29 protein-coding genes and 1 other annotated feature are annotated in these 25,129 nt (G+C 40.0%); of the genes, 2 read left to right on the top strand and 27 right to left on the bottom strand.

All coding sequences use genetic code 11. From position 1 onward, the window contains the following. Positions 1-16 precede the first annotated feature (16 nt). The 11 genes from PLANO_RS06550 to PLANO_RS06500 form a co-directional block, all read right to left on the bottom strand. Positions 17-589 (bottom strand): ComE operon protein 2, encoded by a 573-nt coding sequence (locus tag PLANO_RS06550; protein ID WP_038703667.1) that lies wholly within the window; start codon positions 587-589, stop codon positions 17-19. A gap of 80 nt (positions 590-669) precedes the next feature. After that, positions 670-1,299 carry a helix-hairpin-helix domain-containing protein gene (locus tag PLANO_RS06545; RefSeq protein WP_038703666.1) on the bottom strand — a complete coding sequence of 210 codons (630 nt, stop codon included), beginning with the start codon at positions 1,297-1,299 and terminating at the stop codon, positions 670-672. A gap of 116 nt (positions 1,300-1,415) precedes the next feature. Beyond that, on the bottom strand, positions 1,416-2,138 hold the full coding sequence (locus PLANO_RS06540) for a class I SAM-dependent DNA methyltransferase (RefSeq protein ID WP_038703665.1): 723 nt from the start codon (positions 2,136-2,138) through the stop codon (positions 1,416-1,418). Then, entirely contained in the window at positions 2,135-2,473 is a 339-nt protein-coding gene (rsfS, locus tag PLANO_RS06535; RefSeq protein WP_038703664.1) for a ribosome silencing factor, read from the bottom strand. Before rsfS ends, PLANO_RS06540 begins: the two co-directional genes overlap by 4 nt. After that, on the bottom strand, positions 2,470-3,045 hold the full coding sequence (gene yqeK / locus PLANO_RS06530; protein ID WP_038703663.1) for a bis(5'-nucleosyl)-tetraphosphatase (symmetrical) YqeK: 576 nt from the start codon (positions 3,043-3,045) through the stop codon (positions 2,470-2,472). The genes rsfS and yqeK overlap by 4 nt, the downstream gene beginning before the upstream one ends. Further along, entirely contained in the window at positions 3,014-3,601 is a 588-nt protein-coding gene (locus PLANO_RS06525; RefSeq protein WP_038703662.1) for a nicotinate-nucleotide adenylyltransferase, read from the bottom strand. Before PLANO_RS06525 ends, yqeK begins: the two co-directional genes overlap by 32 nt. Then, positions 3,598-3,897, bottom strand: coding sequence for a ribosome assembly RNA-binding protein YhbY (yhbY, locus tag PLANO_RS06520; protein ID WP_038703661.1), 300 nt, complete (start codon positions 3,895-3,897; stop codon positions 3,598-3,600). The genes PLANO_RS06525 and yhbY overlap by 4 nt, the downstream gene beginning before the upstream one ends. Beyond that, positions 3,884-4,711 carry a shikimate dehydrogenase gene (aroE, locus tag PLANO_RS06515; RefSeq protein WP_038703660.1) on the bottom strand — a complete coding sequence of 276 codons (828 nt, stop codon included), beginning with the start codon at positions 4,709-4,711 and terminating at the stop codon, positions 3,884-3,886. The genes yhbY and aroE overlap by 14 nt, the downstream gene beginning before the upstream one ends. Positions 4,712-4,722: 11 nt before the next feature. Next, entirely contained in the window at positions 4,723-5,826 is a 1,104-nt protein-coding gene (gene yqeH / locus PLANO_RS06510) for a ribosome biogenesis GTPase YqeH (RefSeq protein WP_038703659.1), read from the bottom strand. Further along, on the bottom strand, positions 5,823-6,344 hold the full coding sequence (locus tag PLANO_RS06505) for a YqeG family HAD IIIA-type phosphatase (RefSeq protein WP_038703658.1): 522 nt from the start codon (positions 6,342-6,344) through the stop codon (positions 5,823-5,825). Before PLANO_RS06505 ends, yqeH begins: the two co-directional genes overlap by 4 nt. Before the next feature lie 38 nt (positions 6,345-6,382). Further along, positions 6,383-7,156 (bottom strand): phosphatidylserine decarboxylase, encoded by a 774-nt coding sequence (locus tag PLANO_RS06500; RefSeq protein ID WP_038703657.1) that lies wholly within the window; start codon positions 7,154-7,156, stop codon positions 6,383-6,385. A gap of 94 nt (positions 7,157-7,250) precedes the next feature. Here PLANO_RS06500 and pssA point away from each other — a divergent pair, with 94 nt between their 5' ends. Further along, the gene (gene pssA / locus PLANO_RS06495) at positions 7,251-7,790 is read left to right on the top strand and encodes a CDP-diacylglycerol--serine O-phosphatidyltransferase (protein WP_038703656.1); all 540 of its coding nucleotides are present in this window, start codon (positions 7,251-7,253) and stop codon (positions 7,788-7,790) included. A 62-nt stretch (positions 7,791-7,852) separates the two neighbouring features. On the opposite strand, the gene mtnN is transcribed toward pssA, so the two are convergent. The 15 genes from mtnN to cymR all read right to left on the bottom strand — a co-directional run bounded on the left by mtnN (position 7,853) and on the right by cymR (position 22,675). After that, positions 7,853-8,557: a 5'-methylthioadenosine/S-adenosylhomocysteine nucleosidase gene (mtnN, locus tag PLANO_RS06490; RefSeq protein WP_038703655.1), complete on the bottom strand. Its 705-nt coding sequence runs from the start codon at positions 8,555-8,557 to the stop codon at positions 7,853-7,855. Between the two features lie 70 nt (positions 8,558-8,627). Beyond that, positions 8,628-9,302, bottom strand: coding sequence for a DUF1510 family protein (locus PLANO_RS06485; RefSeq protein WP_038703654.1), 675 nt, complete (start codon positions 9,300-9,302; stop codon positions 8,628-8,630). A 131-nt stretch (positions 9,303-9,433) separates the two neighbouring features. After that, entirely contained in the window at positions 9,434-9,910 is a 477-nt protein-coding gene (greA, locus tag PLANO_RS06480) for a transcription elongation factor GreA (protein WP_038703653.1), read from the bottom strand. A 76-nt stretch (positions 9,911-9,986) separates the two neighbouring features. Beyond that, positions 9,987-10,610 (bottom strand): uridine kinase, encoded by a 624-nt coding sequence (udk, locus tag PLANO_RS06475; RefSeq protein ID WP_038703652.1) that lies wholly within the window; start codon positions 10,608-10,610, stop codon positions 9,987-9,989. A gap of 36 nt (positions 10,611-10,646) precedes the next feature. Continuing rightward, on the bottom strand, positions 10,647-11,252 hold the full coding sequence (locus PLANO_RS06470) for an O-methyltransferase (RefSeq protein ID WP_038703651.1): 606 nt from the start codon (positions 11,250-11,252) through the stop codon (positions 10,647-10,649). Positions 11,253-11,343: 91 nt separating this feature from the next. Continuing rightward, a complete protein-coding gene (mltG, locus tag PLANO_RS06465; protein WP_081976635.1) occupies positions 11,344-12,468 on the bottom strand; it encodes an endolytic transglycosylase MltG in 1,125 nt (374 codons plus the stop codon). 125 nt (positions 12,469-12,593) lie between these two features. Continuing rightward, the gene (locus PLANO_RS06460) at positions 12,594-12,908 is read right to left on the bottom strand and encodes a DUF1292 domain-containing protein (protein WP_038703650.1); all 315 of its coding nucleotides are present in this window, start codon (positions 12,906-12,908) and stop codon (positions 12,594-12,596) included. Positions 12,909-12,921: 13 nt separating this feature from the next. Further along, on the bottom strand, positions 12,922-13,338 hold the full coding sequence (ruvX, locus tag PLANO_RS06455; RefSeq protein WP_038703649.1) for a Holliday junction resolvase RuvX: 417 nt from the start codon (positions 13,336-13,338) through the stop codon (positions 12,922-12,924). Positions 13,339-13,340: 2 nt separating this feature from the next. Next, a complete protein-coding gene (locus tag PLANO_RS06450) occupies positions 13,341-13,607 on the bottom strand; it encodes an IreB family regulatory phosphoprotein (RefSeq protein ID WP_038705389.1) in 267 nt (88 codons plus the stop codon). An 89-nt stretch (positions 13,608-13,696) separates the two neighbouring features. After that, entirely contained in the window at positions 13,697-16,321 is a 2,625-nt protein-coding gene (alaS, locus tag PLANO_RS06445; RefSeq protein WP_038703648.1) for an alanine--tRNA ligase, read from the bottom strand. Positions 16,322-16,361: 40 nt separating this feature from the next. Further along, positions 16,362-16,570, bottom strand: a binding site (T-box leader). A gap of 295 nt (positions 16,571-16,865) precedes the next feature. Continuing rightward, complete coding sequence (gene recD2, locus PLANO_RS06440; protein WP_038703647.1) at positions 16,866-19,283, bottom strand: SF1B family DNA helicase RecD2; 2,418 nt, start codon at positions 19,281-19,283, stop codon at positions 16,866-16,868. A gap of 24 nt (positions 19,284-19,307) precedes the next feature. Continuing rightward, positions 19,308-19,967 carry a tetratricopeptide repeat protein gene (locus tag PLANO_RS06435; protein ID WP_038703646.1) on the bottom strand — a complete coding sequence of 220 codons (660 nt, stop codon included), beginning with the start codon at positions 19,965-19,967 and terminating at the stop codon, positions 19,308-19,310. Between the two features lie 14 nt (positions 19,968-19,981). After that, a complete protein-coding gene (gene mnmA / locus PLANO_RS06430; protein WP_038703645.1) occupies positions 19,982-21,097 on the bottom strand; it encodes a tRNA 2-thiouridine(34) synthase MnmA in 1,116 nt (371 codons plus the stop codon). 13 nt (positions 21,098-21,110) lie between these two features. Further along, on the bottom strand, positions 21,111-22,244 hold the full coding sequence (locus PLANO_RS06425) for a cysteine desulfurase family protein (RefSeq protein ID WP_038703644.1): 1,134 nt from the start codon (positions 22,242-22,244) through the stop codon (positions 21,111-21,113). Positions 22,245-22,258: 14 nt separating this feature from the next. After that, positions 22,259-22,675, bottom strand: a complete 417-nt coding sequence (cymR, locus tag PLANO_RS06420) for a cysteine metabolism transcriptional regulator CymR (protein ID WP_038703643.1) — start codon at positions 22,673-22,675, stop codon at positions 22,259-22,261. A 275-nt stretch (positions 22,676-22,950) separates the two neighbouring features. On the opposite strand from cymR, the gene PLANO_RS06415 reads away from it, so the two are divergent. After that, complete coding sequence (locus PLANO_RS06415) at positions 22,951-24,240, top strand: replication-associated recombination protein A (protein ID WP_038703642.1); 1,290 nt, start codon at positions 22,951-22,953, stop codon at positions 24,238-24,240. A 121-nt stretch (positions 24,241-24,361) separates the two neighbouring features. On the opposite strand, the gene PLANO_RS06410 is transcribed toward PLANO_RS06415, so the two are convergent. Continuing rightward, positions 24,362-25,126, bottom strand: a complete 765-nt coding sequence (locus tag PLANO_RS06410) for a tRNA threonylcarbamoyladenosine dehydratase (protein ID WP_038703641.1) — start codon at positions 25,124-25,126, stop codon at positions 24,362-24,364. Between the last annotated feature and the right edge of the window lie 3 nt (positions 25,127-25,129).

Genomic DNA, 25,129 nt, shown 5'->3' with positions numbered 1-25,129 from the left:
AGAAAAGGACTTGATGTTACACTTCGATTTCTCCGAATAATTGATTCACCCGTTCCGTATAATGGGCCAATTCTTCTTCACTTCCACCTTTTTCACGCAATTTATCAAGTAGTTCGATGTAAAGAGCTGATTTTTCGACACTTAAAAAGTCAATCTTTCGCTCATCAAACATGACTTGCACCACTTCTACCCCAGCTTGTTCGAATAGTTCGATGGCATATTCATGATTTTTGTAGTCGGTTGCATAATAGAGTCGGGCAATTCCTGACTGGATAATTGACTTTGTGCATTGCAGGCAAGGAAAATGACTGACGTACATATCAGCACCATTGACACTGACACCATACTTTGAACATTGCAATAAAGCGTTCATTTCTGCATGGATGGTTCGTACACAATGTCCATCGACAACGTAGCAGCCTTTATCGATACAATGGTCTCCGCCTGAAATAGATCCGTTATAGCCACCAGCCATAATTCTCCGATCGCGTACAATTGTTGCGCCAACAGCAAGTCGTGTACAAGTGCTTCTAAGTGCGAGTAAATGGCTTTGTGCCATAAAAAATTGATCCCAAGTTATTCGCTTCATTTAATTGCCTCCTGCGTGTGTAGTTTAAATAAGTGTAGCAGAGGAGGCATTTTCGTCAACTGCCTTTTAACGCATTTTTTCTATTTTGCAACGATGAGGTCTTTTAGTTTTTCATATGTTTTATCACCAATGCCCGGTACTTCCGTTAATTGATCAGGCGCATTAAATCTCCCGACTTCTTCTCTATACGCAAGAATCGCAGAGGCTTTAGAAGGACCGATACCGGGAAGTTCCATTAATTCCGTTTCCGTTGCTTGATTTATATTTATCAAGCCTCCACTACTAGCTGTGGCAGTCTGAGGCGATGCTGAAATCGCAATTTCTTCTCCAGTCGCTGGAACGTAAAGACTCGTTTCATCTACAACAATTAACGCTAAATTAATCGCACGACTATCCGCTTCAGGTGTGAATCCACCTGCTGCTTGAATGGCGTCTTGCATGCGAGCACCTGGCTTTAACTCGTAGACACCTGGCTTGTTTACTTGGCCTTTTACATCAATCATTAAAGTTGTACTAGTTTCGGGTATTGTGTTTTCTGGGGTTTCTGTCTGCTGAGGGGATTCAGCGCTGATTAGTTCGAGAGCCGTAGCTGGTGATGACTCTGGTTGTCCTTGAGGAAAAAATAAATAAATCAACAGCAACACGACGGCTACCGTGGGGATCAGTAGCCATACGGGTTTGTTCTGAAGCTCGGAAAATTTCACTAACATTCCTCGTTTCTTCAGAAGGCAATTAAATAGAAGCTGTTTGAATTATATAATAATTAGAAGATCTTTGTCTATCGTGAAACAAACAAAAACCACCTGCATGATGGAGGTGGTTTAAGTCATTTTTTTGCGTAAAAGAAAACACGTTCACTTTCATCGTCAGGAGATTGGTCTGAAAAATCTGCTGTAACAGATTCCACAGTAAATCCAGCCGCTTCTAGCCACTTTCTATAAACTTCTACTGAAAAAGTGCGTTGTTCATGTGTTTCTTCAAATCGCTCGAATAAGTCAGTTTGACGAACAAAAAAAGTCATATCGTGAATGACACTATGAGGCGTTTGACCTGGCTCGGTATGCCAAATATAAGCGATTTCTTCAGCATCATAAACAAAAGGACTGTCCATAAAAACCATATCTACTTTAAAAACAGAATGGACATCAAAGAAAAAATGGCCCCCAACATTTAAAGCATCATAAACTTCTTTGAAAGTTTGCTGAACTTGTTTTTCGCTCTGCAAATAATTAAGGGAGTCAATTGCGATAGTTACAATATCAAATCCACTTAAACCTTCTAAATTATCCATAGACAATTGAAGCACTGGAATTGCCTGGTTTGCTTTTTGGAACCGTTGATTAGCCACCGTTAACATGTCTTCAGACAAATCACTAGCAGTTACGTCATAGCCCATTTCAGCAAAAAGCTGTGACAATGTGCCCGTCCCACACGCCACATCTAGCAATTTGCCAGATGCAACATGGGAAGCGACCCACTCCACATACTCTTCGTAAGGAATATCTTCCATCAGCCCATCATAGACTGCGGCAAATTTTCCGTAGTTCATATTTCCATTTGCGGAGCTTCTCTCCACAGACGTTCAAGGTTATAATACGAGCGTTCGTCTTTATGGAATACATGAGCAACAACGTCACCAAGATCTACTAAGATCCAACGTGCTGAATCAAATCCTTCGATGCTTTTCACTTCATGACCTTCTTCATGTGCTTTATCCATAATTTCTTTTGCGATTGATTGAACTTGGCGATCAGAATTCCCTGTACAGATGACAAAATAGTCAGCTAGTAACGAAATTCCCTCCATATTCAATACAACGATATCTTCTGCTTTTTTATCTTCTGCTGCGTTATACGCTACTTGTAGTAAAGTTTCTTTAGTCATTCTTTCACTTTCCCTTTCTGTTGCACGAAGCCATTAAAACACTTCAGTGAATCCGGAAATACCGGTTGATTTTTCGATTCTAAAAATTCGATGGAATGTTTGATCGAGGCTTCCATCATAACATCCAATCCGCGTTCTTTTAATTGTCGCAATTCTTCAACACCTGAAAATTTGCGGTTCGGTTCGACCAAATCTGCAATATAAACGACTTTTTCCAAATCAGACATGCTTTCTCGCCCGGTCGTGTGGTAACGAATTGCATTCAGTATATCTTCATCTTCGACACCAAATTCAGTTTTAGCTAAATAAGCGCCTACAGGAGCATGCCAAAGTTCAGCATGATATTCGAGCAATAAAGGATCCATTTTTTCTGAAACAATTATCGATTTCATCCAGTCTCGATCTGAAAATTTCGCTACATCATGTAAAATTGCAGCAGTTTTTGCATTAGACTCAGAAACCGCAAATCTCTTAGCCAAGTCAACAGCGGTTTCTACTACACCTAGCACATGCGTATATCGGTTTTCAGGAAGTCTTTCTTTAACTGTCTGAAGCATTTGATTGTGATCCATATAAACGCTCCTTTCGAATATAAGCTTCTACTTTATCCGGCACCAAATATAAAAGTGATCGATTTTCGGCAGCACGTTCTCTTAACATTGTTGATGATAACAAGACTTCTGGTGAACTAATCATCATTACCGGATAAGGCGTCTCTGTATTATAACCTGGACGGTTCACCCCAATAAAGCCGATCAACTTTACCAACTCATCTATACGATGCCACGTTGACAATCCTTCGATCATATCTCCCCCGATAATAAAATAAAATTTCACATCAGGTTCTTGTTCGATGAGTTTAGTCAATGTATCAAATGAATAAGAAACGCCACCATTTTTAATCTCGAAGTCTTCCACTTTAAACTGAGGATGATTTAGAATCGCCAACTCGGTCATTGCTAGTCGTTGCTCGGCACTAGCGCCTGCAACTTCTTTATGGGGTGCAATATAATTCGGCATAAAACGAACTTCATCTAATCCTGCTGCGAAAAGTGCTTCATTCGCCATGATCAAATGGCCGAGATGAGGCGGATTAAAAGTTCCGCCTAAAATCCCTACTTTCTTCATCTTTTAACTGGTAACTCGATTCGTTTGTTGTTGACCGATTGTTTATAAAGAACGACCGTATGGCCAATTAATTGAACCAATTGAGATTTTGTACCTTTTGCTAGAGCTTTTGCTACTTCGTCTTTGCCATCTTCATTGTTTTGAAGAATGCTAATTTTAACCAATTCACGTTTTTCTAACGCTTCTTTAATTTGAACGAGCATCGCATCACTGACGCCGCCTTTACCTACCTGGAAAATTGGTGCAAGATGATGTGCTTCGCTTTTCAAAAAGCTTTTTTGTTTAGTTGTTAACATAAGTGCCTCCTAGTTTTTCTGTAATCAATTTGATCATTTTTTCTGTATCTGGTTTGATCCCTGTCCATTTTTCAAATGCAATTGCACCTTGATAAACGAACATACCAACACCATTTACCGTGATACAACTTTTCTCTTGTGCTTTTTTCAAAAAAGGTGTTTCAAGTGGATTGTAAATGATATCCGTTACCAATGTCCCCGCCTTGACTCGATCTAAAGAAATCGGTAAAGCTTCACCTGAAGCTAAACCAACTGAAGTTGTTTGGATTAAAATCGCAAAGTCAGCTAACCGTTCTTCTGATTCTATTAGCGTAATGGCTGAAGCATTTGTATCTGCCGCGAGCTCTTCTGCGCGACGATACGTCCGGTTTGTAATTGTAACATCCGTAAATCCAGCGCGCTGCAAAGCAAATGCTATGCCTCTTGCCGCTCCACCTGCTCCAATTAACAACACTTTAGATGCCTTATCGACTGAATGAACAAGTAATGACCGAACAAAGCCATCACCATCCGTATTCGATCCAGCATAATCCGCTCCATCTAAACTTACCGTATTCACAGTATTCATTTGCATCGCACTTTCTTCTAACTTGCCAAGTAATGGAACGATGGATTGCTTATGTGGGAGCGTGATATTAAATCCACTAATCCCCAAAGTTTTCATCGCTTCAAATGACTTTTCAAGCTGAGAAGGTTCGACATGGATTGGAAGATATGCTGCATCAATATCATGTTCAGCAAACCACGTTTCGTGCATGAACGGGGATAGTGAATGGGAAATTGGATCACCGATCACTGCATACCATTTCTTCATCTGAAAACCTCCTAGATTAACGATGGGCGTAAAATAACTTCCACACCTTTAGGTGCATGTGCTGCTACGATTGCGTTGCCGTGCTGAATTGTAATCCAACCAAGTCCAGAAAACACAATGTCGGTTTTTGCATCTTTAATGCTAAATTCATGACGTACCAACTCAGGAAAATCGTCTTTGTATTCCGCTGAAGGGGGTGCTAACATATCGCCTAAATGTTGCGCATATAAAGCATCTGCATTATCCAGTTTCGTACGGTGAATTGGTAAATCATTCGCAATATGAACAGTGAAAGAAGAGCGTTCACCTTTTATAAAGTCAAAACGCGCTAATCCGCCTACAAATAAAGTTTGCTCTGCATTCAACTGGAAAACACGCGGTTTAATTTCTTTTTTCGGCATAATTTGCTTCAAATCCGCAGTTTTTAAGTGATGAGCTAATTGGTGATGATTGATGATTCCTGGAGTATCAAACAACGAGCGCTTATCATCCAATGGGATTTCAATCATATCCAATGTTGTCCCTGGGAAATGAGAAGTTGTAATGACATCTGATTGGCCAGTTGCTTGTTTAATGACACGGTTGATAAATGTGGATTTCCCAACATTTGTACAGCCGACCACATAAACATCTTTGCCTTTGCGGTATTTTTCAATTGCTTCCATCGCTTCTGGAACTCCAGTTCCTCTGTGAGCACTTACCGTTAATACGTCAATCGGTTTTAACCCTAATTTTTTAGCTTCTTGTTTCATCCAGTTGATTAATTTATGTTGTTTAACTGACTTGGGCAATAAATCCGCTTTATTGGCAATCAGCAAAATATCATTGTTCCCTACAAAACGGTGAAGACCCGGAAGCCAGCTGCCGTTAAAATCAAAAATATCAACGATTTTGACGATTAAACCATCGCGCTCACCTAAGCCGTTTAAAATCCGTAGAAAATCATCATCCGTTAATGATACCGGTTGAAGTTCATTGTAATTTTTTAGACGGAAACAACGCTGACAAATAATTTCTTCTTTTTCTAATGAAGATGGCGGAGCGTATCCTACCTCTTCTTTATTTTCAGTTTGAATCTGTACACCGCATCCGATGCAAGTTGGCATTTCACTCAATTTTTTTCCTCCCACATTAATTGTCCTTTGTCTTTCAATTTCTTCATAATTTTGCGTTCGACTTTTCGATTGAAACGAGTAAAAAAGCCGTCCGATTGAGCTACAGGCAATACAAGAATGGTATGCATTTTGTTCAAATTACCCCCGAAAATATCCGTCAGCATTTGATCTCCAATAACAACCACTTGATCGCTTTTTGCTTCCATAATGCGTAGCGCTTTTCGGAAAGCACGCCCCATTGGTTTACGCGCTTGGTATATAAACGGAATTCCTAATGGATCTGCAAACGACTTGACGCGCAATTCGTTATTGTTAGAAACGATCACTACTTGAATACCGGCATCTTTCATCGATTTTAACCAGTCTATTAATTTCGGCGTTGCATCTGGACGATCCCATTCGACAAGGGTGTTATCCAAATCTGTAATGATGCCTTTAATATTCTTTTCAATCAAAGTTTCTGGTTTGATATCAAATACTTCTTTTACATATTCACTTGGTACAAATTTTTGATACACTGCTACTCACTCCTGTTTCCCGAACTTAATTCTATTGATTATACCATATTTCCTACCGCTTCTCCCACCCTGATCCGTTGTCCATTAGACATATCTTCGACAAATTTGATAGAATTCTCCTCGAAAAATAACACAACCGTAGACCCAAAACTAAAATAGCCTACTTCGCTGCCCTTTTTCCAGTCACTCTCCAATTCCGTTAGCATAATAGAATTAACAAACATCGCACCAACTTTAACAACCAGCATGTTGCCAAATTCGGTTTCTAATTCAGTAATCATCCGGTAATTACCGCTAAGTGGGGCTTTTCCATACTGTAGACCAGCTGCGTTTACTGGATATGACTTTTTCCCGCGTATAAATTGTTTTATCACTTTGCCGTTTACTGGGCTGTGAATACGATGGTAATCGGCAGGCGACAAATATAGCACTACATATTTGCCATTTTGGTATTGTTTCGCCAATTCTTGGTCTCCTAACAAATTCATTAAAGAATACTGTTGTCCTTTAACGAGAAACTCTATGCCTTCTTGCAAATCTCCAGCAATTTCAATTTTTCCATCCACAGGAGAAACAACTGCATTCTCAGAAATTGGACGACTATCTTTTGTTAGTTTACGTATAAAAAAATCATGAAGTGTCGGGAAACTTTCTAATGGTTGTTCTATATCCTGTTTTTCGATTTGATAAGTCTTTATATAGCCTGGTATAAACCGACGACTTTTGGCTGACTTTGCAAATTGACGAATTATCGTTGAAGTAAAAGCGCCGTTCGTTAGTTCTATCGAGCGTTGGTACAAGTATTTTTTCATAGAGATGCCTCCGTTGCTAAAATAGTCTACCATTTTTTTACCTTTCGCAGTATAATAGAGTGAACAAGTTTTCAAAAAGAAGGAGTGTTTTCCATTGTTAATTACAGAGAGAATGGATCACACCATAAAAAAGCTAAGGTCGCAAACCGCTAATACCATTACAGTTGGAAACATGCTGTTTGGCGGAGCTTCACTTATGGCAACTTTAAATGGATCTTATAGCTATAGTGTGCTATTTATATTTATTGCCGCTTTTTTGGACCGCTTTGACGGTATGGTGGCAAGAAAATTCAACCAAGAATCAGACCTAGGCAAACAACTCGACTCGATGAGCGATATTCTATCATTTGGCGTTGCACCTGCAATTTTAATCTATCAGCTCGTGTTATCTGACTTTGGCGTTGCAGGTATGGCATTTACCGTGTTCTATATTTCTGCCGGTGCTTTCCGTTTGGCACGTTTCAATATCTCAGAATCCACTGGATATTTTACAGGGCTACCAATTACAGCTGCAGGAACCGTTGTCACTTTATCATACTTCGGACTTTCTATATTCTCACCAGTTGTTTATATGTTCTTGTTTATCCTTTGTGCCTCATTAATGGTCAGTACGTTTACATTAAAAAAAGTTTAAAAGCTGAAGACGTTGAGCTAACGTCCTCAGCTTTTTTATTTTGGTCAATTTTATTCACTAGATTAAATACGTGAAGCTAATTTACTAATAACGTTAAAGACGATTTCAGTTGAATGCTTCGCAGCCATTGGTAAGAATTCATCAAATGAAACTGAAGATTCTTTTCCAGCGATGTCTGATAGCGCGCGAATCACAACAAAGGCTACATCAAACTGATAACACACTTGTGCAACAGCTGCTGCTTCCATTTCTGCAGCTTTCATTGTCGGGAAGTTTTCACGAACTTTTGCAACGCGTTCTGGGTCGTTCATGAACGAATCACCAGTCGCAATCAAGCCTACTGCATATTCATGTTCACCCATCTCTTTTACTGCTTTAATCGCAAGTTCTATTAATTCTTCATTGGAAACAAATGCGGCAGGCATTTGTGGAACTTGACCCATTTCATAACCAAACACGGTAACATCTACATCATGGTGGCGAACCTCATCTGAAATCACTACTGCCCCAACTTCAAGACTTTCATCAAACCCACCTGCTGAACCAATATTGATGACAATATCCGGTTGGTATTGCTGAAGAAGAATCGTTGTAGACATGGCAGCATTCACTTTACCAATACCACTTTTTAATAAAACAATTTCTTGTCCATCATATGTACCTAATGTAAATTCACAGCTTGCAATTTCTTCTGTTCGTGCACTTTCAAGCTTACTTCTTAATAATTGAACTTCTTCTTCCATCGCACCGATTACACCGATTTTCATTTGACCATTCCTCTTCTCTCAAATATTCCTATTACCTTTTCTGATTTAAAGTCGTAAAAAAGACGCCTTATTAGTAGGCGCCTTTCAAGGTGTTTAAGACGTCCATTTTCACTGGTTTCCAGCCTTCGCCGTCTATCCATTCTAAGTGGACACGGTATTTCTCTGATTCATCTTTAGATTGCACAGTTGCGATTGATTTTTGCGGACCACCGCCGTTTTTAATCATCATCACGTACATATTATTAGCGTCTAGTCCTGTTGCATAAGATACCGCTTTGACTTTTTCGTTCCAATCTGGTGAATTTTTTTGATAGACAGAAACATGGTCACCTTTTTGCTCAGTGCCGATTGGCTCCCAGCTTGTATTGATTACTGTTTCTTCTACAATTGGGTCACTAGAGTCTTCACGTGTAATGGTCCCACCTTTAATAGCCTCTTCTTTTTCTTTTTCCTCTTCAGCTTTTTTAGCAGCTTCTTTTTCTTCATCTGTTAGTTCATCTTGGTCATCAGTTTCTTTTTTGCCGTCATCTGTTTCTTCAGAATCACTCGTTTGGTCATCGGTTTCAGGTGTCATGATAATAGCTTCCGGTTTTTGAGCCTGCTCATTACCTCCGCTAAATAGCATCGAAACACCAATAATAAGGATCAATGCAAATACCAAACCGATTAGTATATTTAAAATCGTGTTTGACCGATTTTTCTTTTTCTTCAAACGAGAGGGATACGGCTTTTCTTCGTTAGTCATTGGATGTCCCCCCTTTCTTTATAGTTTACCATTAAACCCATATGACAAATTTGACGTTTTAACTATAATTTCGTTTCAAATTAATTTAGGTAAAGAGAAACAGCCATTCTTATTAAAGAATGGCCGTTTGATTACATGATTTCCAGAATTTTGATTTCCATTTCTCCACCTGGAGTTAACACTTTAACGTGCTCACCAATAGTGCGGCCGATCATGCTTTTGGCAATTGGAGAATCATTCGAAATACGACCTTCTAAAGGATCTGCTTCTGCTGACCCCACAATTGTATACGATTCTTGATCGCCATCTGGAACTTCGATAAATGTTACCGTCGTTCCTAAACGAACGACATCTTTATTTGATTCATTTTCATTTATGATAACCGCATTGCGAATCATCGATTCAAGTGTCGAGATGCGACCTTCTACAAAAGCCTGATCTTCTTTTGCAGAGTCGTACTCAGCGTTCTCAGACAAATCACCAAAGTCACGCGCGATCTTAATTCGTTCAACCACTTCTTTACGTTTAATCGTTTTTAAAAAGTCTAGTTCATCTTCCAACTTCTGCTTACCTGCAGCTGTCATTGGAAATTGTTTATCGTTAGCCATTCTTCCCACTCCTTCAACTACTGACCTGGATACTTATATCCGTCAGTCTCGTATCATCATATTATAGTTTCACAATCTATTCAAGAATAGTTTTAATTTTTGTAACCATTAAATCAATCGCTACTTCATTTTGTCCACCTTCAGGAATAATTACATCTGCATATCGTTTGGTTGGTTCGATAAATTGATTGTGCATTGGACGAACAACCGTCAAATATTGTTCAATAACCGAATCGATTGTCCGACCGCGCTCATTAATATCGCGCAATAAACGACGGATGATTCGAAGGTCGCCATCTGTATCTACAAATAGTTTAATATCCATCAATTCACGAAGACGTACATCTTCAAGCACTAATATACCTTCTAAAATAATAACGTCTTTTGGTTCAATAATCTCGGTTTCTTCGGCCCGCGTATGTAATGCGTAATTATAAATAGGCTTTTCAATTGGACGGCGTTCAAGTAATTCGTTAATATGCTCGATTAGCAAATCTGTATCAAATGCTAATGGATGGTCATAATTCGTCTCTAAACGCTCTTCAAAAGCCAAGTGACTTTGATCTTTGTAATAATAATCTTGTTCAATTACAACTACTGAGTTTTCTTTAAACACTTCATAGATAGAATTCGTAACACTCGTTTTACCCGAGCCCGAACCCCCTGCGATCCCAATAACGACCGGCCGTTTATTAGACATATTATTTAGCTCCCTGCAAATATCTTTTTAATGTGTTTACTTTTTTTTGCAAATCATAATACCATCACCCGATGACAATAATTCCGTATCATAATGAGGATGATTTAGCATATGTTCTTTAAAAGCCGCCAGATTACGGATCATCGTCCGCTTTCTCCTTGGCACTTCCGATAGCGGTATATCTGAAAGTCCGTGCATAGCCATATTATCACAATAAATGATACCACCATTAGCTAACAAGATCTCATACTTATCAAAAAAGCGTTCATACTGACCTTTAGCAGCATCAATGAAAATCGCATCATACTCCGGCTTTAACTTTGAAAGCGAAAGCTCTAATGCATCTGCGTGAAAAACGCGGATGCGCTCTTCAAAACCTGATTGAGCGATAAACTCTATCGCTTTTTGATATCGTGAATCATCCCGTTCAATTGTATCTACCGTACTAGTCGGCAAAGCCTCGATCATTTTAATCGCTGAAAATCCGATTGCTGCACCAATTTCAAGTATATTTAAAGGCTGTTGAACTTTTAACAACTCAACAAGTTCTCCAATTCCTTGATTTTCCATTATGGGTACATGATGTGCGACAGCATAGTCCTGAATTGCTTGTAGCGTTGCGGATAATTGATTGTTCACCATACAAGAAAGCTCCTTTTCGACTCAGCAAAAATTACTTCAAATATTATCATAAAAAGAGAAGGAAAGCGAGGACGCTTCCTTCTCGTTGATATTAATTGCCGATATGTTCATCTCGGTTAACCAAATGTTGTTCATACGTTTTAGCAAAATAGTTTTTGCCTTCCTTATCGGCTAAGAAATAAAAGTATTCGGTTTCGGCTGGGTCAAGCACTGCATCAATCGAGGATACTCCAGCATTTGCGATTGGTCCTGGTGGCAGCCCCTTGTTTTTATAGGTGCTGTAAGGATGCTCAAATTCGTAATCTGTATTAAACAAACGATCTTTATGTTCACCCATTGCATAAAGTACTGTCGGATCTGTTTGCAACGGCATATCGATTTCTAAACGATTGTAGAAGACGCTTGCAATGGTTTGACGATCTGATTGCGCTGTTGCTTCTTCTTCTAATAAAGAAGCAAATGTTAACAACCAATGTGGAGAACGTTCCATTTCTTCTAAAATTGATTGGTATTGCATAACATTTGTTTGAGTTGTACTAAGCATTTGCTCGATCAGTACAGTTAGCGGTGGGTTTTCTTCGTATATAGGATATGTTGCAGGAAATAAATACCCCTCAAGTGCATAACGAATATTTTCTCCAAGTATTTCATCTGTCAACAAATCAGGATACTTGATCATTAGCTCTTCAATATATGCAGGATCATTGATTTTCGCTAAAAATTCTTCCGCTGTAAAGTCGGTATTTTTAGCGATCACATTTTCCGCAATTTCTTCTACTGTTAAGCCTTCCGGAACACTAATGGTATAGAGAGGTTCGTGGTACACTTTACCCGTTTTTAAACTCTCTGTAATTTCATCCAATGTCATCGATTGAACTAAGTCATACGTGCCTGCTTGAAACTCGGATTCATTTTTAAACTTCACATAGTATTTATAAATCCTAGCATCTGCAATCACGCCGTTTTCTTCAAGCAATGCCGCGATACCGTCCAAACTTGAACCGATTGGTACTTCAACTGTAATAATTTCCTCAGAATCCGGATCAACTGGTTCTAATGCATTGGAGATGTAATTATAAGTTTGAAAGCCTGCAATTCCTAAAATGATTAATAGGACTAGCGCAATAATAAATACGATGCGTCGGACGACTCTCACTTCCTTTTTCTTTTCTTTCATGCGATCAAACATGATCTCTTTTTTTGTCTGTTTTTCCACGGGTTTTCCCCCTAGCTTTTCTCTTATACAGAAGTTGAACTATTTTTGTACAACTTCTATTAGTATACAAGAAAAGTGCACAAAAGAAAAAGGCGGAATCAACAATCAATTCCGCCCTTTACATTTTAAAGCTCTTCGTTTTCTTCTTCTTCTTCGTCAAGGAACGTGTTTAGCATTTCTTCAATCATGTCCCATTCTTCATCAGTTTCTACTGGGCGAAGTTCTCCGCCACCTACTGTAGCTTCTTCTGACTCAGGGTTTTCAGTGAATGAAGATGCATGAATTTCAATTTCGCCTTCTTCATCTTCTTCAGCGCCAACTGGGAAATACAAAACATATGATTTTCCGAAGTCTGCTGACTCAAATGTAAATAGTACTTCAAATAATTGCTCGTTGCCGTTTTCATCAACGACCGTAATGTGTTCTTGTCCGTGTTCCATTTACGTCACCTCATTATTTTTTAAAATCAAGATAACCTTGCAGTATCATTACTGCTGCCATCTTGTCGATCACTTTTTTACGATTTTTACGGCTGACATCTGCGGAGATCAACATCTTCTCTGCTGCTGATGTCGTTAACCGTTCATCCCAAAGCACCACCGGTATACTATACGCTTCTTTAAGCAAAGCTGCAAACTTTTCGGACGCTTGAGCCCGTGGTCCAATTGAATTGTTCATGTTTTTCGGATAACCAACTACCGCTTCGGTCACTTCATACTGTTTAATCAGTTCACCAAGGCGTTCCATTCCGAATTCTTCTATTGCTTCATTGATTTTGATGGTTTCAATCCCCTGGGCTGTCCACCCCATCGGGTCACTAATAGCGACTCCAATTGTTTTTGAACCAACATCAAGTCCTATTATGCGCATCATTATTCCTCGTTATTCTTTTTAATATAGAACTTAACAAGTTCTTCCAGAATTTCATCCCGTTCCAGTTTGCGAATCATATTACGCGCATCCTGATGGCGAGGAATATAAGCCGGATCACCTGACAATAAATAGCCGACAATCTGGTTGATCGGGTTATAGCCTTTTTCTTCAAGTGCTGAATGTACCTGAAGCATTACTTGCTTGACTTCTTTTTCCATCGACTCATCAGACGAATCGAATTTCATTGTGCGATCAAATGAACTCACGACAAGCACCTCGCTTTCGGATTTTAAATACAAATAATTGCTCCTGCTGTCTGTTTTTCATTATAACCGATAGCGTGGATTTATTAAACTTATTTAACTAAGCTATAAACCGATTTTAGTGCTTCTTCTAATTTACTTACATCTTTTGCGCCTGCCATCGCCATATCTGGGCGACCGCCACCTTTACCGCCACATAGTTCTGCTACGTGTTTAACGATCTGTCCTGCGTGATAATCTCCGCCTGCCAAGTCTTTTGTAACTCCAGCTGCAAGCATTACTTTATCACCATCTTTAGCACCAAGTACAATAACGGCTTTTTCCATTTTCGATTTCAAATCGTCCATTGTCTGGCGCAATTGGTTATTATCCTTAGCTTCTACTTGGACTGATAAGACTGTAATATCGCCAACTTTTTGAGCTGCATCTAAAATACCTGCTGATTGCGCGTTAGTGATTTTCGCTAACAAAGATTCATTTTCACGTTGTAATGATTTCATCTCAGTTTGAACAGTTTGTACTTTTTGTACGATGTCTCTTGGAGATGACTTTAATAATCCAGCTGCGCTTTCTAAGACCTTTTCACTATCTTTTAAGTTCTCATATGCGCCTTTTCCTGTCACAGCTTCAATTCTGCGAATACCTGCACCAATACCGCCTTCAGAAACGATTTTAAATAAGCCGATTTCAGATGTATTTATTACATGGACACCGCCGCATAATTCTAGCGAATAACCACCAATTTCTACAACACGCACAACATCTCCGTATTTTTCACCGAACAATGCCATTGCGCCCATTTCTTTTGCTTCTTGTAAGTTATGGTAGCCTGTTTGAACAGTAATGCCTTCCCATACTTTTTCGTTAACGATTTGTTCAATCGTTTCAAGTTCTTCTTTTGTAACTTGACCAAAGTGAGAAAAGTCAAAACGTAGACGATCTGGACCAACATATGATCCTGCTTGATTGACATGAGTCCCTAAAACATCTTTTAGCGCTTGGTGTAATAAATGTGTTGCTGTATGATTTTTCACCGTGTGACGACGCTCAGAAGCATCTACTTGCGCAAGCACTGCTGATTTCGTCAGTTCTCCTGTTTCAATGCGTACAGAATGCAAGTTTTGTCCATTTGGCGCCTTTTTAACATTTAATACAGATGCTTGAACCGAATCATTGCTCAAAGTTCCGCGATCGGCAATTTGACCGCCGCTTTCTGCATAAAATGGTGTTTGATCCAAAATAACTTGCACTTCTTCGCCTTCTTGCGCACTATCAACTAGCTCACCGTCTTTAATAATGAACCGTACATTAGCGTCCGCTACCGTTTGGTTATAGCCTATAAATTCGCTGGATTCTTTAATGTTCCCTAATACTTCGGATTGTGATTGCATTGAATTAACGTTTTGACGCGCATTTCGCGCACGATCACGCTGTTCTTGCATAGCAGCTTCAAACCCTTTGTGATCGACAGCCATGCCTTCTTCTTCTGCGTACTCCTCAGTCAATTCTACTGGGAAACCATACGTATCATAAAGACGGAAAGCATCTTCACCTGGAATTTCTTTATGGCCAGCTGCTTTTTGTTTTTCAATCACAGAAGATAAAATCGTTAATCCATCATGAAGCGTTTCATGGAAGCGTTGCTCTTCTAATTTCATCACGCGAATAATAAAGTCCTGTTTGTCGTGAACTTCTGGATAAAAACTCTTCATCACGTCTCCAACAACTGGTACTAAATCGTACATAAACGGTTGTTCAACACCTAGTTTTTTCGCGAACCGAACAGCGCGACGCAATAAACGGCGCAATACGTATCCGCGACCTTCGTTAGAAGGCAACGCTCCGTCACCAATCGCAAATGCTACCGTACGGATATGGTCAGCAATTACTTTAAACGCCATGTCCATTTCAGCATTTTCACCGTATTTCTTACCAGAAATTTCTTCTGTTTTTTTGATAATTGGAATAAACAAATCTGTATCGTAGTTTGTTGGAACGTCTTGAGCGACACAAGCCATACGCTCTAAACCCATTCCTGTATCAATGTTTTGCTTTGGAAGTAATGTATAGGTGTGATCTGGGTTGTGGTTAAATTGTGAAAAGACCAAATTCCAGATTTCTAAATAACGTTCATTTTCTCCACCTGGATATAATTCAGGATCGTTCATATCGTTGCCATAGCTCTCGCCACGATCGTAGAAGATTTCAGAGTTTGGACCACTTGGACCTTCTCCAATATCCCAGAAGTTTCCTTCTAAACGAATAATACGTTCAGCTGGAACACCTACTTCATTCAACCAAATTGCATATGCTTCTTCGTCTTCCGGGTGAATTGTTACCGATAATTTATCCGCGTCGAAACCAATCCATTTGTCGTCTGTTAAAAATTCCCAAGCCCAGTGAATCGCTTCGGTTTTAAAGTATTCACCTATCGAGAAGTTCCCAAGCATTTCGAAAAATGTATGGTGGCGTGCCGTCTTCCCAACGTTTTCGATATCGTTCGTACGAATCGATTTTTGTGCATTGACGATACGTGGATTATTTGGAATCACTCGTCCATCAAAATATTTTTTTAATGTTGCCACTCCACTGTTAATCCATAAAAGCGATGGATCTTCAAAAGGGACTAATGGTGCACTCGGCTCCTGGTCGTGACCTTTTTCTTTAAAGAAATCAATATACATTTGTCTAATGTCTTCTGCTTTTAAGTTTTTCATCTTTTTTCCTCCTCTAAAATATAAAAAGCCCCCATCCCAAAAAAGGGACGAAGGCTTTATTCGCGGTACCACCCTAGTTACACAAAGCTGGTGGCAATGTGTCTCTCGAACACCTTAACGCGGTTCAACGGCAGGGATTAGTTGCACTCCGGAGTAGCTTTCTAAAATCGAATGTCGTCGGGACCTTTCAGCCTAGGGTCCTGTTTCTGTTCGAATGCGATTTTATACTGTCTCCATCAATGTGTTTGTCTATCAGTCTAATTTGAATTATAGAAAAAGCTTTGCGTGATGTCAATAGTGACACTTTAATTGGATAGTGTTACTGCGTAAACCAACTTCGCTTTCCTGCGGGCTTGCGCCAAACTAACTCGGCCTTAACGTCCGAGTGGATTTCGGCACTTCGCTATCCCGCGGGAGTCTCCGTTGCTTTACTTCGTAACTTACATAATAAGTATTTATATGAAATTTATTTTTCATCAAAAACAGGAAACCGTATTCTAAATTACGGTTTCCTTTGTATGTTGTATAAATTTCAAAAATCTACTCAAGCTTCCATAAACTTTTGCGGAGTAATGCCTTCCATGCCGATCATTGGGTGAATGGCGTGGGCGTTTTCGGTTGTTAAGCTGACTGGGCCGCTTTGTTTTGTTTCTTCTTGTTGTTTTGTTTGCTGTTCAGTTTTCGGTTCTTCTGTCGTGACCGCTAGACGACTTTGCAAGGTTGTCATGCGCTGCGTGTCATCTGTTCGTTCAACACCATAGCGGAATGCTCCTGGGTCCCCGCATAGCACGAGAAAGTCTTTACTGCGGGTAATTCCTGTATAAAGCAAATTACGTCGCAACATTTTCATATAGCCTCGAACAATCGGCATAATAACAGTTGGAAACTCCGAGCCTTGCGATTTATGGATTGAACAACAGTAAGCTAATGTTAATTGGTTTAAGTCACTTCGTTCGTAAGTAACTTCGATGCCATCAAAGGAAGCCACTAACATATCTTGTTTTTCAACCGTTTCTTTCGCTTTCATGATAGCAACAACTTCACCCATATCCCCGTTAAAGACATTGCTTTCAGGTTGATTGACCAGTTGTAATATTTTATCACCTATGCGGTAGGTGATGTCCCCGAACACTAGCTCTTTTCGTTTACCATCAGGATTTGGGTTGACCATTTCTTGAATCAGGCGGTTTAAAGCATCAATTCCAGCAGGTCCTTTGTACATGGGTGCTAGCACTTGAATGTCTTTAATCGAATGCCCTTTGGATAAAGCGCTTTTCACAACTTTTTCAACAACTAAAGGAATTTGATCAGCGCCGGCTTTTATAAAAGAACGGTCTGCAGTTTTCGCTGTAATGTCTTCTGGCAATTGCCCATTTTTCATTTGGTGCGCGAGTTCTATTATCGATGAACCTGAAGATTGTCGGTAAATGTCGGTTAATTCTACTGTTGGAATACGTTTTGATTCGAGTAAATCTCGCAATACTTGTCCTGGTCCAACGGGCGGCAATTGATCTTGGTCCCCGACGAAAATCAATTGTGCATCTTCTGGCACTGCTTTTAATAATTGATGGGCAAGCCACGTATCGACCATTGACATTTCATCAATAATGATCAACTTGCCTTCAATTTCCTTCTCTGTTTCCTCATCTTTTTCTTGGCCGTTAAAGCCGAGTAAGCGGTGAATCGTCATGGCCGGTAGCTCAGTTGATTCACTCAAGCGCTTGGCCGCACGTCCTGTTGGCGCAGCGAGTATGATTGGAAACGGCTCTTGTTTTTTCGCGTATTCTTTTGGATCGAGTGACAACCCGTGCAGCTCGGCATAAATTTCTACCAGTCCCCGAACGACCGTCGTTTTCCCTGTTCCCGGCCCACCTGTCAAAATCATAACCGATGAATTGATGCTGCTTTCAATTGCGTCCACTTGTGTTTCGGCGTAATTAACCCCTAGCCGCTCTTCCGCTTCACCGAGTGCTTTTCGAACTTCTGAACTCGGGAACTTTGTGCGTGATTCCTGTTCTAATAATAAGGTCTCTAATTTCGTTGCGATACCGACTTCTGAGTAATAAAGAGATGGCAAATAAAGCCGGGTTTCTTCTCCAGCTACTTTTCCTTCTTCATTTAACTCGATTGCCGCTTTAGAGATTGCCTCAATCGGAATCTCTGCTTGCTGACGCGCTTCAAGCAATTCTTTAACCATAGGAATTAAGGTCTTCGCATCGACATACACATGTCCATCCGATAGCGAAGCTTGATTCAAGATATGTAAAATAGATGCCTTAATTCGATCCGGGTGACTGCCTGTAATGCCTAGCTTCATCCCCAGTTCATCGGCACGTTGAAAACCAATTCCTTCAATTTCTTCAATCAATTGAAAGGGGTTTTTCGTTAAAATATCAATCGTTTCTTCTCGATATGCTTGATAAATACGCATACCAATTTGTGGACCAAAGCCCCAATCATTTAATTGAATCATCACACGTTCAAGCCCTAAGTTCATTTGAAGCGTTGCGCGGATGGTGTCTTTTTTGTCATCGGACAAACGCGGAACTTTATCTAAGGAATCCGGGTCTTCTAAAATCTTTTTAATAGCATCTTTGCCTAATTTTTTCACGATCGTTTCCGCTGTTTTCCGACCAATGCCATTAAACATATCACTCGATAAATAATGAATGATACCTTGTTCGGTTTCAGGTACTTCTTTCGTAAAAGTTTCCACTTGAAATTGAACGCCGTAACGCGGATGATTTTTTACGACACCTGTAAAACGGTATTGCTCTTCAAGTGTCAGCATTGGGAAATAGCCCGATACAATGATTTCTTTTTCGGTATAAGGGGTGTTGGTTTCTTGGATCTTTACTTTCGCGATGGAGAATAAATTTTGGGGATTATGAAAAATCGAGACGACAGGACGCCCTAATACAAATTGTTTTTCTTCTTGAAATAAATCGATTTGTCCGGTCATGTCTGTCGTCTCCTTTTCATGGAACTATTCTAAAGTTGTTGCGATCATATCGTAAGCATAGCGTGCCATTTCGTTGCGCTCATCTAATGTATAAGCTTGTTTCAAGTGATGCATAGCGTCTTCTTTACGATTTGTTGAAACTGCATAAAGAACACCTAAATTATAATGTGCATCCGAATGATTCGGATCTCTTTGGATCACTTCTAAAAATTGTGGTTCTGCTAGTTCAAATAATTCCATAGAAGCTAAGCTAATGCCATAGCTCAAACGTGCTTGAACATCTGTTTCATCCAATTCAACTGCACGTTGCAGATATGGTAATGCTAATTTTGGCTGTTCCATTTTTTCAAAACATTTGCCAATCATGAAATGCGCATCTGCGCCTTCAATTTCATATTGTAACGCTTTTTCGTAAAGCTTTATCGCTTCTGAATAGCGCTCTGAATTAAAATACAAGTTTGCTAAGCCGTAAAAAGCAGTCGCAGATGTTTCATCTAGCGTAATCGCTTTTTGGAAAAAGCGTTCTGCACGATCAATTTCATCCATCGACGTTAATACGTGGCCAAAGTTAATATAGCCTAGCGGATTTTCTGGCTGCTCTTCTATTGCTTGTGTAAATGCCTTTATCGCTTGTTCTGTATCGCCTTCTTGTAAGGCTTGTATACCAATTTCGTTATAATTCATTGCTGTCTCTCCCATTAGCCTACATATTCCAATCGTGCACCATTTTTAAAAACGTGATCGATGGTTCCGCCACCCAAGCATTCTTCGCCGTCATAAAAGACTACAGCCTGACCAGGTGTAATTGCGCGTACCGGTTCTGCAAACGTGACGATCGCTGTTTCACCTTTAAATTCTACAGATACACCGACATCTTGCTGACGGTAACGGAATTTTGCTGTGCATTCCAAAATGCCGCTCGGTGGTGTATTGGATGTGAAACTTAAGTTTACCGCAGTTAAGCTATCTGAGAAAAGAGCATCATGATGAATATTTTGTCCAACGTATAATACGTTGCGCTCTAAATCTTTTCCAATAACAAACCACGGATCTCCTGCCCCGCCGATACCAAGTCCTTGGCGTTGGCCAATTGTATAATACATTAAGCCGTCATGCGAACCCATTTTAACGCCTTCTAAAGTTTCCATTTGACCCGGTTGCGCTGGCAAATATTGACCTAAGAACTCTTTAAAATTTCGTTCTCCAATAAAACAAATACCGGTCGAATCTTTTTTCGTTGCTGTTGCAAGTCCTGCTTCAAGCGCAATTTCACGGACTTTTTTCTTTTCCATGTGACCGATTGGGAACATCACTTTCGACAATTGACTTTGGTCTAATTGATTTAAAAAGTACGTTTGGTCTTTATTATTGTCTATGCCGCGCAACATTTTCGTTTCGCCATTTTCACTATGCGCTACTTGTGCATAATGACCAGTTGCTAAATAATCAGCACCTAAGCTTAATGCATGTTCTAGAAATGCTTTAAATTTAATTTCTTTATTGCACATAACATCCGGGTTTGGCGTGCGGCCTGCTTTGTATTCTTCTAAGAAATACGTGAAAACTTTGTCCCAATATTGTTTTTCAAAATTTACTGCGTAATACGGAATGCCAATTTGGTTACAAACGCGAATGACGTCTTCGTAATCTTCTGTAGCTGTACAGACGCCATTTTCATCGGTGTCATCCCAGTTTTTCATGAAGATGCCAATAACATCATAACCTTGTTCTTTTAATAAATAAGCGGCAACTGAAGAGTCTACCCCTCCGGACATGCCAACAACTACTCGTGTATCTTGTGGTGCTTTTGTCATTTTATTCACCTTTTCATTTTAATGCCAAACGCTGGCTGATTTGCGCTGTCTTTTCGGCAGCTTGCTCAATATTTTCAGACGTTAACCCTAATCCGAAGCTAAATCGAATGGAATTGCGAAGTTCAGCAGCTTGTTCGCCGTACATGGCAACGAGCACATGTGAAGGATCGATTGAACCCGCTGTACACGCTGAACCACTTGAAGCTGAAATTCCTGCCAAATCCAAGTTGATTAAAAACGATTCGATCTCAATGCCTGAAATACTGAGATTCAAAATATGTGGCATCAGATTACTGCCATTTTCTTTATAGTCGACGTTTTGTTTATCCAAAACGGTTTTAAAAATTGTTTTGTATTGCTCGTAAGCTGCGGTTTTTTCTTTCATTGTCGCTAATGCAATTTCTGCTGCTTTCGCAAACGCTGAAATCGCCGGTACGTTTTCCGTTCCGGCGCGACGTTTACGTTCTTGCTCTCCTCCGTATAAAAGTGGAGATAATGCCGTTCCTTTTCGTTGATATAAAAAGCCAACGCCTTTAGGTCCGTTCAGTTTATGCGCAGAAACTGATAATAAATCGACGTTTAACGAGTTGACATCGATTGGCAATATACCAAAAGCTTGAACTGCATCCGTATGGAAAGTCACATCAGTATCTTTTAGCAACGCACCAATCTCGGCAATCGGCTGAATCGTTCCAACTTCATTATTGCCCATCATAATCGATACTAGAATTGTATCGTCCCGGAGCTCGTTTTTCACGTCTTCTGCTCGCACACAACCATTTTCACCCACAGGTAAATAAGTTACGTCGTAACCTTCACGTTCTAATTTTTCACAAGCATGCAATACCGCATGGTGTTCAATAACAGTCGTAATAATATGTTTCCCACTCTTTTTTGCAGCAGTGCCAAAAATCGCTAAGTTATCCGCCTCTGTTCCACCATTAGTAAAGATGATTTCATTGTCATCCGCGTGAATGCTGTTAGCTAGTAATTTACGCGCATCGTCTAACACTTTACGTGCTGCTCTACCAGTCGAATGAATACTTGAAGGATTGCCATAAACAGAGCCTAGTGCTTCAGAAAAAGTAGTAATCACTTCTGGGTGCATCGGTGAAGTCGCTGCGTGGTCTAAATAAATTCGATTCATGATTTTTTAACTCCTTATATATAATACATATAGTTATCAGTTTCATCGTTTTCAGCGTTTGCTAAATCTTCGATTGTGGTCGTATCTAAAACATTTTTCACAGCATCGCGAATGCGCACCCATAGCTCTCGCTGAGGTTGCTTTTCATCTTCGATGCCTTCAACTGGCTGAATCGGTCCTTCAAGAACACGAATCACGTCTCCAGCGGAAATATCTCTTGGGTGGCGCGCCAGCATGTAGCCGCCATATGCCCCGCGGACACTCTTCACTAATCCCGAATTTCGCAACGGGCCTACTAATTGCTCTAAATAAGCTTCAGAAAGCTCATTTTCAGCCGCAATTTTGCGTAGCGGCAACGGGCCTTCTCCGTAATGTTTTCCAAGATCGATCATAATTGTTAGACCGTAACGGCCTTTGGTTGAAATTTTCATGAGTACACCTCTAAGTTAATGATTTAAATTAATTTTGACTTTGTTTGCTAATATACGTTATGGAACAAACTAGTTGCGACTCTTATGGAAAAACGTTGCTAGTTTGAGAAGCGACATTTAACAGAATAATGCTAATAATACATCATAAAATCGCCGGTTTATCTACCTTTATTCTTCAAAACAGTATATCATAATTCGACTCAAATGGACTTGCAATGACTTTTGAAACTTCAACCGCTATACTAATAGAACGAATGTACGAAAGGAGTTTTTTTATGCACAATGAACCTCTAGCTTTTCGTATGCGACCTCGAACCATCGATGAAGTCGTTGGACAAAAAGACGTAATTGGACCGCATACCGCTTTATATAAAATGATTAGCAACGGTCATGTTCCGTCGATGCTGTTGTATGGTGAACCTGGAATTGGTAAAACTTCCATTGCTCACGCTATCGCAGGGACCTCAAATTTACCTTTTATCGCTTTGAATGCCACAACTTCTGGCAAGAAAGATGTCGAAGAAGTTGTTAAAGAAGCTCGGATGACTGGTAAAGTGCTGTTATTTCTTGATGAAATCCATCGCTTTAATAAATTACAACAAGATGCACTCCTACCGCACGTTGAGAGCGGATCCATTGTCTTAATTGGTGCGACGACTGAAAATCCATTTCACGACGTGAATCCCGCGATCCGTTCGCGTTGCGGTGAAATCAAACAGTTAAAACGATTATCTCACGAAGACATTGTGCAACTTTTAAACACTGCCTTAAACGAACCCAAACGGGGACTTGGCAATGAACAAATCGAGATTTCTGAAAAGCAAGTAGAGCGTATTGCAGAAGGCACAAACGGTGACGCCAGAAAAGCATTGACGATGCTAGAGTCGATTGTCATCGCGTCTGACGAAATTAATGGGAAATTTATTGTTGAAGATCAAATGGTTGAGCAAATGATCAAACGCGTTGGTGTGTTTGGCGATAAAAAAGGATCTCATTTTTTTAACTTACTTTCTGCTTTGCAGAAATCAGTGCGTGGTAGCGACGTCAATGCCGCGATGTATTATTTGGCGCACTTGCTTGAGAATGGAGACTTAACGGCTGTTACAAGACGTTTACTTGTTATGGCTTATGAAGACATTGGACTTGCCAATCCAGCAGTGGGTAGCCATGTTCTTGCAGCGTGCCAAGCAGCTGATCGTCTTGGTCTGCCAGAAGCTCGCATTCCCCTTGCACAAGCAGTAGCTGAAATGTGTCTTTCTGAAAAATCCAATTCTGCCTATAAAGCGATTGATGCCGCGACTAGCGCCATTAACAAAGGCGAAGTCGGTGATATTCCAATGCATTTGCGTGATACGCATTACGCTGGAAGCACAGAGCTTGGACATGGTGGCTACCGCTACCCACACGACACACCAATTGGTTCATTTGGCGGCTGGGCCGATCAAGATTATTTACCGAAAGAAGTTAAAAAAGCTGAGTTTTACAAACCAGTCATTGCTGGTGAAGAAAAGAAATTTGCTGGAATTTATGAAAAGCTAAAAAGCTTCCGTAAAAATAAAAAATAGCAGTATGTGAAAAATTATAAACGTACTAAAATAAAAAGCTGTTTCCTAAATGGGAAATGGCTTTTTCATTTTCTATTAAATTACATAGAAAAACCGGCTCATGAAAAGAGCCGGCTGCGAATTAATTCATTCGAACACGTGAAATCGGAATGGATTTGGTAATGTCGTTAACAACCCAGCTCGCAGCGATCAAACCAACTGCTGAAGGAGTAAATGCATTCGAAGACGGCGGCATTTGTGCTTTGCGGATAGCGGCATCTGGTTTACCTACCGTGTCAACAACGTCTTCGCGTACTATGATTGGACTTTCATCTGAAAAAATAACTGGAATACCTTTGTAAATGCCGTTTTTGCGTAATTTTTTACGGATAATTTTCGCTAACGGGTCTGTATGTGTTTTTGAAATATCGGCAATTTTAAAGCGTGTCGGATCGGTTTTATTGGCCGCTCCCATACTCGCAATAATTTTAATGCCACGTTTATAACACTCTTCCATTAAATGAACTTTATAAATCATCGTATCCGATGCATCAATTACATAATCGGGATTATAACTGAAAAATTCTTCGCATGTTTCTTCTGTATAGAACATATGCAAAGAAATAACTTTACACTCGGTATTGATGTCGGCGATGCGATCTTTCATCACACCTGCTTTAGATTGTCCAACAGTTGATAAATTGGCAACAAGCTGACGATTAATATTGGTAATATCAACGTTATCCTTGTCCACTAGAATAATCGTGCCTACACCACTTCGTGCACATGCTTCAGCTGCGAATGAACCAACGCCTCCGATTCCTAGAATAGCCACTGTTGAATTTTTTAATAAATCGATTCCTTCTTTTCCTACTGCTAACTCGTTTCTTGAGAACTGATGTAACATTAG

This window comes from Planococcus sp. PAMC 21323, assembly GCF_000785555.1.
In the GTDB taxonomy this organism is placed as follows: Bacteria; Bacillota; Bacilli; order Bacillales_A; family Planococcaceae; genus Planococcus.
The sequence above is the reverse complement of the archived record's forward strand: the minus strand, read 5'-3'. Positions and strand labels throughout refer to the sequence as shown.

What these genes read in the sequence shown, in the direction of transcription:
- PLANO_RS06470 (WP_038703651.1), bottom strand. Translation starts at nt 11,252, where the DNA reads ATGGTGAACAATCAATTATCCGCAACGCTACAAGCAATTCAGGACTAT.
- PLANO_RS06550 (WP_038703667.1), bottom strand. Translation starts at nt 589, where the DNA reads ATGAAGCGAATAACTTGGGATCAATTTTTTATGGCACAAAGCCATTTA.
- ruvX (WP_038703649.1), bottom strand. Translation starts at nt 13,338, where the DNA reads ATGCGCATAATAGGACTTGATGTTGGTTCAAAAACAATTGGAGTCGCT.
- PLANO_RS06415 (WP_038703642.1), top strand. Translation starts at nt 22,951, where the DNA reads ATGCACAATGAACCTCTAGCTTTTCGTATGCGACCTCGAACCATCGAT.
- PLANO_RS06410 (WP_038703641.1), bottom strand. Translation starts at nt 25,126, where the DNA reads ATGTTACATCAGTTCTCAAGAAACGAGTTAGCAGTAGGAAAAGAAGGA.
- mtnN (WP_038703655.1), bottom strand. Translation starts at nt 8,557, where the DNA reads ATGAAAATCGGTGTAATCGGTGCGATGGAAGAAGAAGTTCAATTATTA.
- PLANO_RS06545 (WP_038703666.1), bottom strand. Translation starts at nt 1,299, where the DNA reads ATGTTAGTGAAATTTTCCGAGCTTCAGAACAAACCCGTATGGCTACTG.
- PLANO_RS06460 (WP_038703650.1), bottom strand. Translation starts at nt 12,908, where the DNA reads ATGGAACACGGACAAGAACACATTACGGTCGTTGATGAAAACGGCAAC.
- greA (WP_038703653.1), bottom strand. Translation starts at nt 9,910, where the DNA reads ATGGCTAACGATAAACAATTTCCAATGACAGCTGCAGGTAAGCAGAAG.
- mnmA (WP_038703645.1), bottom strand. Translation starts at nt 21,097, where the DNA reads ATGACAAAAGCACCACAAGATACACGAGTAGTTGTTGGCATGTCCGGA.
- rsfS (WP_038703664.1), bottom strand. Translation starts at nt 2,473, where the DNA reads ATGACTAAAGAAACTTTACTACAAGTAGCGTATAACGCAGCAGAAGAT.
- udk (WP_038703652.1), bottom strand. Translation starts at nt 10,610, where the DNA reads ATGTCTAATAAACGGCCGGTCGTTATTGGGATCGCAGGGGGTTCGGGC.
- cymR (WP_038703643.1), bottom strand. Translation starts at nt 22,675, where the DNA reads ATGAAAATTTCAACCAAAGGCCGTTACGGTCTAACAATTATGATCGAT.
- PLANO_RS06540 (WP_038703665.1), bottom strand. Translation starts at nt 2,138, where the DNA reads ATGAACTACGGAAAATTTGCCGCAGTCTATGATGGGCTGATGGAAGAT.
- PLANO_RS06500 (WP_038703657.1), bottom strand. Translation starts at nt 7,156, where the DNA reads ATGAAAAAATACTTGTACCAACGCTCGATAGAACTAACGAACGGCGCT.
- yhbY (WP_038703661.1), bottom strand. Translation starts at nt 3,897, where the DNA reads ATGTTAACAACTAAACAAAAAAGCTTTTTGAAAAGCGAAGCACATCAT.
- PLANO_RS06525 (WP_038703662.1), bottom strand. Translation starts at nt 3,601, where the DNA reads ATGAAGAAAGTAGGGATTTTAGGCGGAACTTTTAATCCGCCTCATCTC.
- PLANO_RS06435 (WP_038703646.1), bottom strand. Translation starts at nt 19,967, where the DNA reads ATGAATTATAACGAAATTGGTATACAAGCCTTACAAGAAGGCGATACA.
- yqeK (WP_038703663.1), bottom strand. Translation starts at nt 3,045, where the DNA reads ATGGATCACAATCAAATGCTTCAGACAGTTAAAGAAAGACTTCCTGAA.
- alaS (WP_038703648.1), bottom strand. Translation starts at nt 16,321, where the DNA reads ATGAAAAACTTAAAAGCAGAAGACATTAGACAAATGTATATTGATTTC.
- PLANO_RS06425 (WP_038703644.1), bottom strand. Translation starts at nt 22,244, where the DNA reads ATGAATCGAATTTATTTAGACCACGCAGCGACTTCACCGATGCACCCA.
- aroE (WP_038703660.1), bottom strand. Translation starts at nt 4,711, where the DNA reads ATGAAGAAATGGTATGCAGTGATCGGTGATCCAATTTCCCATTCACTA.
- recD2 (WP_038703647.1), bottom strand. Translation starts at nt 19,283, where the DNA reads ATGACCGGACAAATCGATTTATTTCAAGAAGAAAAACAATTTGTATTA.
- PLANO_RS06485 (WP_038703654.1), bottom strand. Translation starts at nt 9,302, where the DNA reads ATGACTAACGAAGAAAAGCCGTATCCCTCTCGTTTGAAGAAAAAGAAA.